Below are 13601 nucleotides of genomic sequence, written 5' to 3' on the forward strand. Positions count from 1 at the left end.
ACGGCCAGCCGCCTGACTCAACACGGCTTGTCGGTCCGGCTGCGCATGGTTTCGGCGATCACCCTGGCCAGTGCAGATTGATCAAATGGCTTGGGTAAGCGCGTCAATGTGGTCTTGAGGTCCAGGGAGATTTCCGCAAAGCCTGAGGAAAGAATGATGGGAAGGTTGGGATACAACGACTCGATGTTGCCGGCAAGCTCGATCCCGGTCATGTCCGGCATTGCCATGTCTGTCACGACCAGGTCAAAGCACGCGCCTTGCGCCAGGAACGCCAACGCAGCATGCCCGTCTCCTGCCGACACAACATGATGGCCCAGGTCTTCAAGCATCGCCCCGGTGCTGATCAGCACCAGCGGGTCGTCATCTACCAGCAGAATCTCGAGGCTTTGCTGATGGGCTGCATCGGGTGTATCTGCAGTTGATGCCAGCGCCGCAGACTGTGTGGTGTCGGTCACCGCCACCGGTAACCAGAGCTCTGCGGTTGTGCCCTCTCCTACCTGGCTCTTCAGCACAAAGTGGCCCTGTGACTGTGCCGCCAGGCCATGCACCATCGAAAGCCCAAGCCCGGTGCCTTTTCCCGCTCCCTTGGTGGTGAAGAACGGCTCCATGGCCCGTTGCAAGGTCGCGTCATTCATCCCGGGGCCGGTGTCGATGACAGAGATGCAAATCAGCCTTTGTGAGTCATTCGCCCCGCCGGGAAACGCATCCTCCCGCGCTGAAATCAGGATCCTGCCCCGACCTTCCATTGCGTCCCGGGCGTTGATCACCAGGTTCATCACAGCCATTTCCAGTTGGCTCATGTCGACCAATACCGGCCGCAGGATCAATGGGAACTGTGTGTCGACGTTGATGCCTGCGCCCAACATGCGGGACAGCAGGTCTGACATGTTGCGGATCAGATCGCCCACATCCACAGGCTGAGGGTCAAGCTCCTGGCGACGGGCAAAGGCCAGCATCCGCTGAGTCAGCGTTGCGCCCCGCTGGGCGCCCGCGATGGCATTATTCAGTAAGGCGCAGGTTCTCGAGTCCTGCGGGACACGCTTCTTGGCGAGTTCAAGACTCCCCAGAATCACCATCAGGAGGTTGTTGAAGTCATGGGCGATGCCGCCGGTGAGCTGGCCCAGGGACTCCATTTTCTGGGATTGGAATAACGCCTCTCGGGTTTCCTTGATCTCCTGTTGAGCCTGGACGCTTTCGGTAACGTCCCGGGTGATCTTCGCAAACCCCACCAGCTCACCCAGTTCATTCTTGATCGGGTCGATAACCACATGGGCGAGGAATCCCGTGCCGTCCTTGCGCAGGCGCCAGCCCTGCCCTTCGTAACGACCTTCCCTGACCACCGTTTCAAGGGCGCGCTGCGGGACGTTGTGGTCTACGTCCTCACGCTGGAAGAACATGGAGTAATGCCTGCCGATGACTTCTGCCGGCTGATAACCCTTGATGCGCTGGGCGCCGGCGTTCCAGGTGGTGATCACGCCGTTGGGGTCCAGCATATACAGCGCGTAGTCGGTGACGCCTTGCACCAGCAGGCTGAATTGCTGCTCGCTCTGGCGCAGCGCCTGCTCCGCGGCCTTACGCTCGGTCAGGTCCCGTGTGACCTTGGCGAAGCCAATCAACGTGCCGTCGTCGGCGCGTATCGGGTCGATGATCACCAGTGCCCAGAGACGAGTCCCATCCTTGCGGATGCGCCAACCTTCGCCCTCGAAGCGCCCTGACTGCTCGGCGCTCTTGAGTGCCCGGCCCGGCAAGTCCGAGGCCAGGTCTTCCGGGGTGTAGAACAGCGAAAAATGCCTGCCCAGCACTTCACTCTGTTCGTACTGCTTGATCTTCCTCGCCCCGGAGTTCCAACTGCGAATCAACCCGTTCGTATCAAGCATATAGATGGCATAGTCGACCACTGCGTCGACAAGCAGTCGATACCGGTCGTCCTGATTGAAAGGCCCTTGTGCAGGTGGGGATGGCATCAGGAAAGTCTCGGGACAAATGAGTGGCTTGAGCCCTCAGTATGTCTAAAAAAATCCCCGGCCCACCAATTTATTCATCTGAACAGTTTTTTGAGTCAACCGCCGCCGTTGCGCGCAAACCGTGGAATCTTCAATCCCAGGCTTTCCCGCAAGGTCGTACCTTCATAAGCCGTGCGATACACGCCGCGCTCCTGCAACAACGGGATGACCTCGTGCGTGAAGCGCTTGAACTGCTCCGGATGGCCGATGTAGATATTGAAACCATCCACCGCGCGGGCTTCAAGCCAGTCAGCCATTTTCCGAGCGACGGTATCCGCCGATCCGACAAACGCTCCCGGGCGCAGTTGCCGCCCAAACTCCACCGCCTGGCGCAATGTAAAACCTTTCTCCCGTGCCTGATCGGCAATGCGTTTGGCCGCGGTAAAAAAGCTGCTGCGTGCCGCCTCCAGGCTCTCCTGCGGGAACGGCGCATCAAGGTCGTACTGGCTGAAATCATGCCAGCCGAAATTGCGTCCGAACTCCTTCAGCGCCAGCTCGAAACTGTGGTCGGCCTGATGGTAGTGCCGCTCGATTTCACGCGCCTGTTCATCGGTATCGCCTACATAAATCTCGGCGCCGGGCATCACCAGCAATTGCTCCGGGTCACGGCCATGCTGCAGCGCCCTGCCCTTGATATCCCGATAAAAAGCCTGGCCCTGCTCGATGCTGGCCGCATGGGTAAAGATCACATCGGCGGTGGCCGCACCGAGGTCGCGGCCTTGTTCCGAATCGCCAGCCTGGAAGATCACCGGTTGGCCCTGGGGGGAGCGCTGGATATTCAGCGGCCCGACCACGGAAAAGTGCTCGCCCTTGTGATTCAGGCTGTGGAGTTTGGCGGGGTCGAGAAACCGGCCGGTGGCGCGGTCACGCACGAAGGCCTCTTCCTCATAGGAGTTCCACAGGCCCTGCACGACCTGGACGTGTTCGGCCGCCCGGCCATAGCGGGTGTCGTAGTCATAATGTTCGTCGCGGCTGTAGTTGCCGGCGGTACCGGCGTCGCCGCTGGTGACCACGTTCCAGCCGGCGCGGCCTTTGCTGATCAGGTCGAGTGAGGCCAGGCGCCGCGCGACGTTATAGGGCGAGTTGTAAGAGGTCGTCAGCGTACCGACCAGGCCCAGGTGCCGGGTGCTTACGGCAAGTGCCGATAACAGCGTCAGCGGCTCCAGCCGGTTCAGGTAGTGGGATGGCGAACCCGGTGTGATGAATTGGCTGTCGACGATGAATATCAAGTCGAACAATGCCGCCTCGGCCTGGCGTGCAATGTCGATGTACCAGTCGACGTTGACGCTGGCATCGGCCGGCAATTGCGGGTCGAGCCACAGATTGTGGCGGCCGGGCCCGCCGCAGCCCATGGTCAGGGCGCCGAGTTTGAGTTGTCTTTTAGTCATGTCCAACGTATTCCTGGAAACGTTCAGGGCTGGGTTCTGGCGACGGCTGGTTGCAAGGACGCCGCGAAGGAGTCGTCGAACAGCTTGGCTGCCGGGTAAGACTTGACCAGTCCCTGGCTTGCGAAAAAGTCCACGGTCTTTTGTGCTTCTACAGGCGACTGGGCTGTCACCGGTTCGACCGTCGTGCGTGCCCGGGCAAACCAGGCGCGGGCAATGTCGGCATCTGCGCGGGTGCGCTTGGCCCAGGCATCTGCATACGCATCGGCGTTGGCCGGGCTTTGGCGCGTCCAGTCACGGGCTTTCTTCAGGCGTTGGAGAAAATCGCTGATTTGCGCACGCTTGTTATCGACGGCCCTGGTGCTGGCGGCGACGAAACTCTGGGCCGGGATCAGCCCGTCTGCGGTCGCCAATACCCGTGCGCCCTGGCGTTCCTGTTGGGTGACGTAGGGTTCCCAGGTGGCGATGACGTCGACCGAACCGCCTTCCAGTGCGTGGGAAGCATCCAGTGCACTGAGGTAGCGCAACTCCAGGGCCTCTTTCGGCACGCCCGCCTTATCCAGTGCGGTCAGCAGCAGTTGCTGGCTCCAGGAGCCTTTCCAGATGGCGGCGCGCTTGCCTTTGAGGTCCGCAAGGCTGTGGATCGAGGAATCCTTTTTCACCAGGATGGCCACGCCCTCGAGGTTTTGCCGGCTGATGGCAATCACCTTGATCGGTGCGCCGAGTGCACCGAGGAACAGCACGGGCGCATCGCCGAGCAGGCCGATGTCGAGGCTGTTGGTATTGAGGGCTTCCGCCACCGGAGACCCGGCAGTGAATTGCTTCCATTCAAGGGTGTAGGGCAGATCATCCAGCACCCCCGCCGCTTCCATCACGGCCTGGGCGTTGTAGCTTTGGTCTCCGACCACCAGCGTTTGCGCGTTCGCGGTCAGGCACAGCAGCGTGGCGGCCAACCCGGCCGCCAGTTTTGTCAGGTAACGCACGTTCGTCTCCAGATGCCTTCTCAAGCATTGAAAGTCGATCCGCGCGTGCGGTCTCGGCAGTGTTCGTAGGGAGGGCTACGATGAGGGGCTGACGGCCGCATGTAAAATACTTATAACGCATAACCTAATTCGATATTAATGCGTTAAATGCATTTTGGGGGGTGGTCGGCGCGCACGGACATTGCGTACCCGCCTGCACCACCTACACTGATTTGAATTCGGCGACTCTCGCGCCATTTTTTCAGCCGTATGGCCCGATGCCCGCGCACTCATTGCTCAACAAATAAAGCAGTTAACCAACTGATTAATCAGAGTAAATATGAAAGAGCAGCCTCGGCAGCTTGCATCGGCACCGCAACCAGTGGCGCACAGCCGCGCCCTTTTTCGACCACCCCACCTTCTGGCTCCCTTGAGCCTGCTGTGCATCGCCCTCGCCGGATGCACCGTCGGGCCCGATTTCGCGCGTCCTGAGGTGCCGGCGAACGCCGATTATTCACGAGAAAAACTCACCTCCACCGCCAAGGCCGATATCGACACCGGCGGTGCGGCACAGCGGCTGATCGCCGGGATGGATATTCCCGGGCAATGGTGGACGCTGTTCCGCTCGCCGGAATTGAACGCGCTGGTGGAAGAAGCCTTGCGCGCCAACCCGGATGTCACCGCCGCCCAGGCGGCATTACGCCAGGCCAATGAACTGGTCTATGCCGACCAGGCGTCGCTGTTTCCCTCGGTGAGCGGCAACGTGCAGAAGGCCCGCGAGAAAGTATCGGGCGTCACCTCGGGCCTGCCGGAGTCGCCGATTCTCACGGTGAGCTCGGCGTCGCTGAGCGTGTCCTATGCCCCGGATGTATTCGGCGGCACGCGCCGGCAAATTGAATCCACCTCGGCCCAGGCCGAGTACGAGCGCTTCCAGTTGGAGGCGACCTACCTCACGTTGACCTCCAATGTGGTGAACACCGCAGTCAGCCTGGCCTCTATACGCGACCAGATCGCCGCCACCGAAACCATCATTCGGCTACAGAGTGATCAGCTCGACGTCCTGCAGGCGCAGCGCCGGCTGGGTGCGATCGGCGACTCCGACGTGCTCACACAGCAGACCGCGCTGGCGCAAACCCGTGCCACCTTGCCGCCCCTGCAAAAGCAGTTCGCCCAGACCCGCAACCAGTTGATGGCCTACCTCGGCCGGTTTCCCAACCAGGACCGGGACGAGCGCTTCAACCTCGCCTCCCTGCACCTGCCCGAAGAACTGCCGCTCAGCCTGCCTTCGGCCATCGTTGGCCAGCGGCCCGATGTGCGTTCCGCGCAGGCGCAACTGCATCAGGCCAGTGCCAATATCGGCGTGGCCGTCGCCAATCAGTTGCCGCAGTTCAGCATTACCGGGTCGGTAGGCTCCACGGTGGCCAGCGGGACCAAATTGTTTTCGGCGGGCAGTGGCGTCTGGAGCCTTGCCGGGTCGATCACCCAGCCGATCTTTGATGCCGGCGCACTCGAACATCGCAAACGCGCTGCCGTGGCCGCCTATGACGAGTCGGCAGCCCGCTACCGTGGCACGGTGATCGGCGCGTTCCAGGACGTGGCCAACGCACTGCGGGCGCTGGAGGCGGATGCCGATGCGCTCAACCAGCAGGTGGTGGCCGAGCGCTCTGCCCAAGCCAACCTGGACCTGGTGCAGGCGCAGTTCAAACTCGGTGCCGTGGCGTACATCAACCTGCTCACGGCCCAGCAAACCTACCAGAACACCGTGCTGGCCCGGGTCAGGGCGCAGGCCTCCCGCTACAGCGACACCACCGCGCTCTTCCAGGCATTGGGTGGCGGATGGTGGAACCGTACCGATGTGGACCCTGCCACCAAGGGCCGGCCTGATCGGTTCGGCCTGCCGTCGTGGAACGAGATCATGCCGGCCAGGAACGAGGCAGCGCCTGCCGATTCGGCACGGTTCAACTGAACTGAACTCTTGAAACAGCGAGAACATCCATGGCTGACGTCATAACCGCCTCTCCCCTGCCCACCGAGCCCGGCGCACCGCGCAAGCGCCGACTGTGGCGGCCGATGATCATCATGATCGTGGTGGTGCTGGTGATTGTGGCGATCATTGCCGGGGTGAAGTTCGTGCAGATTTCGGCGCTGATCGCCCAATCGAAAATGCCCCTGCCGGCCTCCGTGGTCACGGCCATGAAGGTGCCGTTCAGCGACTGGCAACCGAATGTCAGCGCCGTGGGCTCAATGAAAGCGGTCAGGGGGGTGGATGTGACCACTGAAGTGGGCGGCATCGTGCGCACCATCGGCTTCACGCCCGGGCAAGAAGTGGCGGCCCAGGCGCTGCTCGTCCAACTGAATGCCGACTCGGACATCGCGCAACTGCATTCCCTTGAGGCCACGGCTGACCTGGCGGTGATCGTCCTCAAGCGTGACAAGGCGCAACTGGCGGTTAACGCCATCTCCCAGGCACAAGTGGACACTGACACCGCCGACCTCAAAGCCAAGCTCGCCGCCGCCGAACAACAGCGCGCGCTGGTGGCGAAAAAAACCATCCGCGCGCCGTTTGCCGGGCGCATCGGCATCACCAGCGTCAACCCTGGCCAATACCTCAACCCCGGCGACAAGATCGCCACGCTGCAAACCTTCGATCCGATCTACATCGACTTCACGGTGCCCCAGACTCAAATGGAGGCCATCGCCATCGGCCAAGGGGTTTCGGTAACGGCCGACGGCCTGTCCAATCAAACCTTCACCGGCAAGATCAGCACCATCGACACCCAGTTCGACGCCACCACGCGCAATGTCACCGTGGAAGCCACCGTCGACAACCCCAAACAGAACCTGGTGCCCGGGATGTTTGCCCGCGCCGTGGTCAACTCCGGTGCGACGCAGCGCTACCTCACCGTTCCGCAGACATCGGTGACCTACAACCCTTACGGCACCACAGTATTCATTGCCACATCGAGCAAGAACGACAAGGGTGAGGAAGTCCTCACCGCGCAACAGACCTTTATCAAGACCGGACCGACCCGGGGCGATCAGGTGGCGATCCTGTCGGGCGTGAAGGAAGGTGACCTGCTGATCACCAGCGGCCAGATGAAGCTCAAGAATGGCTCGCCGGTGAAGGTCGATAACAGCGCCGCGCCGCTGAACGATCCTGCGCCGACTCCCCAAGAACACTAAAGGTGTCCCATGAAGCTTACCGATACCTTTATCCAGCGGCCGGTCTGGGCGATTGTCGTCTCGCTGTTCATCCTGATCCTGGGGCTGCGCTCGATCTTCGAATTGCCGGTGAACCAATGGCCACGCACCGAAAATACCGTGGTCACCATCACTACCGCCTACTACGGCGCGGACGCCTCCACCGTTGCCGGCTTTATTACCCAGCCGCTTGAATCGGCCATCGCCCAGGCCCAGGGCATTGACTACCTGTCTTCAACGAGCATCACCGGTGTCTCGACGATTACCGCCACGCTGCGGCTGAATTACGACGCGAGCAAGGCCCTCACCGAGATCAACACCCAGGTCAACTCGGTCAAGAACCAACTGCCGGCGCAGTCCCAGGAACCGGTGCTGACGGTGGCGGTCGGGCAGACCACAGACGCCATGTACCTGGGTTTCTACAGCGACACCCTGCCTACCAACAACATCACCGACTACCTGGTGCGGGTGGTCAAGCCCAAGCTGGACTCAATCCAGGGCGTGCAAACCGCAGAAATCCTCGGCGGGCGCCAGTTCGCCCTGCGCGCCTGGATGGACCCGAACAAACTGGCGGCGCATAACGTGACCGCCCAGGACGTGTCCACCGCCCTGGCCAACAACAACTACCTGTCTGCCGTCGGTTCCACCCGCGGGCAAACGGTGACGGTCGACCTGACGGCCGGGACCGACTTGCACACGGTGGATGAATTCAAGCGGCTGGTGGTCAAGCAGAAAGGCGATGCCCTGGTGTACCTGGAGGACGTGGCCACCGTCACCCTCGGCGCCGAAAGCTACGACAGCAGCGTGGCGTTTTCCGGCAAGCGTTCGGTGTTCATCGGCATCAAGACGGCGCCGACTGCCAATATCCTGACGGTGGCCGACAGCGTGCGCGAGGCCTTCCCCGAGCTGCAATCCCAGTTGCCCACCGGGGTACGCGGCGAGATCGTGTATGACTCCACGGAGTTCATCAACACCTCGATCTATGAGGTGGTGAAGACCCTGGTCGAGGCGATGATCATTGTGTCGGTGGTGATCTACCTGTTCCTCGGCTCGTTCCGCGCGGTGATCGTGCCGCTGGTGGCGATCCCGCTGTCGCTGGTCGGGACCTTCTTCATCATGTACCTGCTGGGGTACTCGATTAACCTGCTGACCCTGCTCGCCCTGGTATTGGCGATCGGCCTGGTGGTGGACGACGCGATTATCGTGGTGGAAAACGTCGACCGGCATATCAAGGAAGAAGGTAAAGGCGTGCTGGAAGCTGCGCTGGTTGCCGCGCGGGAACTGGGTGGGCCGATCATCGCGATGACCGTGGTGCTGATCGCCGCCTACGTGCCCATCGGGCTGCGCAGCGGCCTTACCGGTGCGCTGTTCAAGGAGTTCTGCTTCTCACTGGCGGGTGCCGTGACTGTGTCGGCCGTGGTGGCGTTGACGCTTTCGCCGATGATGACGTCCCGGCTGTTCAAGTCCGGGCAGGAAGAAGGCCGGTTTGCCCGCAAGCTCGATCAGTACTTCGACTGGTTGCGGGGCCGTTACCACCGCGTACTCTCGGGCGGCCTGAACGTATGGCCAGTGCTGGTGACGTTTGGTTTTGTGCTGTTCCTGCTGGTGGCCGCCAGCGGCATGACCGCCAAAAGCGAACTGTCGCCCACCGAGGACCAGGGGCTGGTGTTCATGCAGATCAAGGGCCCGCCCACCGCCTCGCCGCAACAGATGGAACGGATTGCCGACCAGGCCTTCCAGATCGCCAACAAAGAGCCGGAATACGCGCAGATGTTCCAGCTGACCGGGTTGCCTATCCTCAACCAGGGCCTGGGCGGTGTGCTGCTGAAAAACTGGGGCGACCGCTCGCGCTCCCAGGCCCAACTGATATTGGAACTCCAGCAGAAATGGAACCAGGTGCCGGGCGCCACCATTGCGGCCTTCCCGCTGCCATCGCTGCCGGGCGCCCAGGGCTTGCCGGTGCAGTTCGTGATCACCACCACCGACTCGGTGGAAAACCTCAACGAAGTCGCCCAGGCCGTGGTGGCCGAGGCCCAGAAACAACAGCTGTTCTATTTCTCCGACATGGACCTGAAACTCGACAAGCCACAAGCCAAGCTGGTGGTGGACCGGGAGAAAATCGCCGCACTGGGCATGACCCAGGCCGACGTCGGTGCGGCGCTGTCCGCGGCACTGGGCGGCAACTACGTGAACTACTTCTCCACTGCCGGGCGCTCGTACAAAGTGATTCCCCAGGTGCTGCAGGTTGATCGTCTCAACCCGGACCAGATTCTCGATTACTACATTCGCACGCCATCCGGCAGCATGATCCAGGCGCGGACCGTGGCGCATATCGAAACCTCGACCCAGCCGGAATCCATCAACCACTTCCAGCAACTCAATTCGGCGACCCTGTCGGGCGTCAGCGGCGTGGCCCAGGGCGAGCTGCTGGCGAAACTGAACACCATTCTGACCAATATTGCGCCGTCGGGTTACACCTCGGACTTCTCCGGCGAATCTCGCCAGTTCATGCAGGAATCTGGCGGGTTCTTCGGCTTGCTGATGTTTTCGATCCTGATCGTGTACCTGGCCCTGGCGTTTCAGTTCGAGAGTTTCCGCGACCCGGTGGTGATCCTGTTCTCGGTGCCCCCTGCACTCTTCGGCGCGCTGGCGTTTATCACCATGGGATTTGCCTCGATCAACGTGTACACCCAGGTGGGCCTGGTGACGTTGCTGGGGTTGATCACCAAGCACGGGATCCTGATCGTGCAGTTTGCCAACGAGTTGCAGCGCGCCGGTCACAGCAAGCGCGAGGCCATAGAAGAAGCCGCCGGCGTGCGTCTGCGGCCGATCCTGATGACCACCGCCGCCATGGTGCTGGGCGTGGTGCCGCTGGTGTGGGCCTCCGGTGCCGGGGCTGCGGGACGGCATGACATGGGCCTGGTGATCTTTGCCGGGTTGTCGATCGGTACCGTGCTGACGCTGTTCATGGTGCCTGCGATGTATATGTTCATTGGTTCAACGCACCATCAGGAGGCGGAACAGCCGGTCCCCGTGTAGGAGCGAGCTGGCTCGCTCCTGCAGTGGATCAGTGGGTCAGATCACTACCCGCAGCGCCAAGCCTTCATACGCATCCAGGGTGATGGTGAAATCACCCTCGGGCGTCAGATCGCCCTCCACCCGCTCATTAATGATGTCCACCACCGGGCCCGGCGCGATATTGGGCAGGTGCAGGGTTTCCGTAATCGGCGTCGAGCCGAAGTTCAGCGCCGTGATCTGGGTACCTTTGCCCGCCGGCAGCTCGTGCACCATGATCAACAGCCCCGGGTGCTGCACATCCGGCACCAGGATCTGGCGGCTGGCGGCGATGTCGTAGGCTCGGCGCACCGCGAGGATTCTTTGCAGTTGCGAGGCAAATGAATCCGGGTCGGCCAACTGGCTGATCAGGCTGCCATACAAGGTTTTCGGGCGCGGCATCTGCCCGGCGGATTGCTCCGCATCCGGATTCAGGTCCACCAGGTCATAGGCGCCGCGATGGATCCAGCGTGTGTCGCCATCCAGCATCAAGTGGGCCACCTCCTGCGCCGGTAACGGCAATGCGCCCACCAGGTCCCAGCCGGACAGTGCAAACACCCCCGGTTGCATCGCGTTGTACATCACCAGCAGCAGGTGAATCTGGCGGATCTGCTGGATATCCGCCGGGGTAATCGCCTCAAGGTCGCGAATGCCCAGCGCCGCCGTGATGATGCTGGCGGTGGTGCAGGACACGCCGTTGGTCACGAACTTCAGGTTATACGGCGCGTGTTCGCCAGCCAGGCGTTCGTACATCTGCTCACGGATATGCTCGCGCAGGATGCCGCCGGGAAAGGTCTGCCCCTGATAGAGGTAGGTGTCATGGGCGTGCAACGTCCAGAAGTGCACCAGTTCCAGGGTCAGCTCGTCATGGTTCTGCAAGGCGTGGATCAGCGAGCCGGGGTCGATGCCCAGGGTGTGCATCTCCCGCAGCATCAGGCGCAGGAACTCGGTGTCGCCCATCAATAACGCGTGCTGGTAAGCCGGGCGCGTGATGAAGTCGTAGGACAGGTCGGCGCCGCCGTGGGACATGGCGGCGATGTCGTCCACCGTCAGGTTCAGTTCCTGGAAGCTGAAACCCCCCGCCTTGCGAATCGCGCCGCCCAGGATCTGGTTGCCGGTGATGGACAGCGGATGGCTTTCAGACCAGGCGTTACCTTCCAGTTTTCGTTCCACACCGAGGAAACCGTTGGCATCCAGGCGCAGGATTTTCGCCCCCATTACGTCGATGGCGTGCAGGGCGTCGCCGATGATCATCTGCTGCGCGGCGAAGGTCGGGTCCAGCCAGTTCAGCGATGGTTGCCCTTCCTTGAAGTAATGCAGGTACACCCAGCGGCGGGGCTTGCCGTCCACGCCGATGACCACATCAGTCGCGCTCCAGTCGGTTTCCTTGACCCCGGGTTCGAAGAAGATCACCCGTTGCAACTGGCCGACGATGTAGTGCTTGTCCCTGAGCACGTCGACCTGCTGCGGGCTGAGGTTCTGCGCATCGCGGCCCTCGCTGATATCGGGCAGCAGCGGCCAGTCTTCCTCGCGGATCTCCACCATGTGATAGAGCCCGGGATAGTCTTCGTAGGCCATCTCGGCCAGGCGGAAGTCCGCGCCCTTGCCGGTGTGGGACGGAATCACATCGTCGATGATCACCGCGTTGTGCGCGGCGGCCATGCGGGCCAGCGCCTGAAGCTGGGCTTCGGTGCCCAGTTGCGGGTCGATGTCGAAGCTGATGCGGTCAAAATTGCCGTCAATGGTGGGGGTGTGCTCGGTGCCGGAAAGACCACCCGAGCGTTTCAACGGGCCGTTATGGATGCCCTGTATGCCGATTTTCGACAGCGCGTGCCACAAGGTTTCATCGCCCAGGGCCTCCAGTACGCTGCCGTTCTCGCGGGTGACGATGGACGCCGGATAGGCCGTGAACCACACCGATGCCAGGGCTGAAGCATCACGGGGCCGTGTATGGGCATATGGCTGTTGCCACAACCGGCCTTGCCCCGAATAAAGCCTGGCGCGCTGCTTGGCGGCATGCAGCATCGATTGTTCCACCAGCCAGGCCACATGTTTCTTATCGGCGTCCGTCATAAATCAATCACCTGCACCCATGAAGTAGTCGGTTGCGGTGGCTGCATATGAACCACCGTTCGTTACTGTATGAGGCCCCGGGCGGCGATTCGTTGCATCCGGGATGGCGACCCTTCCCCGGCCTAGACCCAGCCGCCGTCCACAATGAAGTTCTGTGCGGTACACATCGCCGATACATCAGAGGCCAGGAACAGCGCCATATTGGCGATATGTTCCGGCTTCACACTGCCCGGCAGGCACTGGCTGCGGGCGATCAACTCCCGGGCCGCGTCATCCACCCACATCGCCAGTTGTTTCTCGGTCATCACCCAGCCCGGCACCAGCGTATTGACCCTGATACGGCTGGGCCCAAGCTCCCGCGCCAGGGCCCGGGTCATGCCGTGGGCGGCGGCTTTGCTGGCGGCGTATACCGGGTAGCCGCTGGAAGCCATCATCCAGCCGATGGAACCCAGGTTGATGATCGACCCGCCGCCTGCGGCCTTCATCATCGGCACCACGGCCCGGGCTGCGAAAAACCCGTGCTTCAGGTTGACCGAAATCAGTTGGTCGAACCGCTCCGAGTCGATTTCATCCAGGGTGTGCCGAACGTCATTGGCGGCATTATTCACCAGCACGTCGATCGGTCCAAGGCTCTGCGCCAGGCACGCTATCGCGGCCTTGTACGCGATCTCGTCGGTGATATCGCAATGGGCGAATTCGACGGCATGGCCCTCGGCCGACAATATCGCCGCCAATCGGTCGCCCTGCCCTTGCGCCCGGTCCACGAAGGCTACCTTGGCCCCCTGGCGTGCGAAGGCACGCACCATGGCCTCGCCTATCCCGGAAGCACCGCCGGAGATCAGCACGGTTTTATCCCGCAGGTCCGGGTACATCGCCTGCGCGCCGGGCTGTTTTTCAGTGTTCATGGGGCAGTCACTCCGCTG

8 protein-coding genes are annotated in these 13601 nt (G+C 61.9%); 3 read left to right on the forward strand and 5 right to left on the reverse strand.

Annotated features, from left to right (window positions below; translation table 11 throughout):
• Positions 1-17: 17 nt before the first annotated feature.
• From HX815_RS25005 to HX815_RS25015, 3 genes are all read right to left on the reverse strand, one after another.
• Positions 18-1964 (reverse strand): PAS domain-containing sensor histidine kinase, encoded by a 1947-nt coding sequence (locus HX815_RS25005; protein ID WP_177029043.1) that lies wholly within the window; start codon positions 1962-1964, stop codon positions 18-20.
• A gap of 95 nt (positions 1965-2059) precedes the next feature.
• Complete coding sequence (locus tag HX815_RS25010; protein WP_177029044.1) at positions 2060-3391, reverse strand: LLM class flavin-dependent oxidoreductase; 1332 nt, start codon at positions 3389-3391, stop codon at positions 2060-2062.
• A gap of 23 nt (positions 3392-3414) precedes the next feature.
• The gene (locus HX815_RS25015; protein ID WP_177029045.1) at positions 3415-4371 is read right to left on the reverse strand and encodes an ABC transporter substrate-binding protein; all 957 of its coding nucleotides are present in this window, start codon (positions 4369-4371) and stop codon (positions 3415-3417) included.
• Between the two features lie 409 nt (positions 4372-4780).
• Between HX815_RS25015 and HX815_RS25020 the strand changes: the two genes are divergently transcribed.
• From HX815_RS25020 to HX815_RS25030, 3 genes are all read left to right on the forward strand, one after another.
• The gene (locus tag HX815_RS25020) at positions 4781-6316 is read left to right on the forward strand and encodes an efflux transporter outer membrane subunit (RefSeq protein WP_256349006.1); all 1536 of its coding nucleotides are present in this window, start codon (positions 4781-4783) and stop codon (positions 6314-6316) included.
• Between the two features lie 104 nt (positions 6317-6420).
• Positions 6421-7533 carry an efflux RND transporter periplasmic adaptor subunit gene (locus HX815_RS25025; RefSeq protein ID WP_008433355.1) on the forward strand — a complete coding sequence of 371 codons (1113 nt, stop codon included), beginning with the start codon at positions 6421-6423 and terminating at the stop codon, positions 7531-7533.
• A gap of 9 nt (positions 7534-7542) precedes the next feature.
• Positions 7543-10590, forward strand: coding sequence for an efflux RND transporter permease subunit (locus tag HX815_RS25030; RefSeq protein ID WP_008433352.1), 3048 nt, complete (start codon positions 7543-7545; stop codon positions 10588-10590).
• Between the two features lie 36 nt (positions 10591-10626).
• On the opposite strand, the gene treS is transcribed toward HX815_RS25030, so the two are convergent.
• Positions 10627-12678: a maltose alpha-D-glucosyltransferase gene (gene treS / locus HX815_RS25035; protein WP_177029046.1), complete on the reverse strand. Its 2052-nt coding sequence runs from the start codon at positions 12676-12678 to the stop codon at positions 10627-10629.
• A 122-nt stretch (positions 12679-12800) separates the two neighbouring features.
• Complete coding sequence (locus HX815_RS25040; protein ID WP_177029047.1) at positions 12801-13583, reverse strand: SDR family NAD(P)-dependent oxidoreductase; 783 nt, start codon at positions 13581-13583, stop codon at positions 12801-12803.
• Positions 13584-13601: the final 18 nt, after the last annotated feature.

The sequence above is a fragment of the Pseudomonas sp. E6002 genome (assembly GCF_013385565.1).
In the GTDB taxonomy this organism is placed as follows: Bacteria; Pseudomonadota; Gammaproteobacteria; order Pseudomonadales; family Pseudomonadaceae; genus Aquipseudomonas.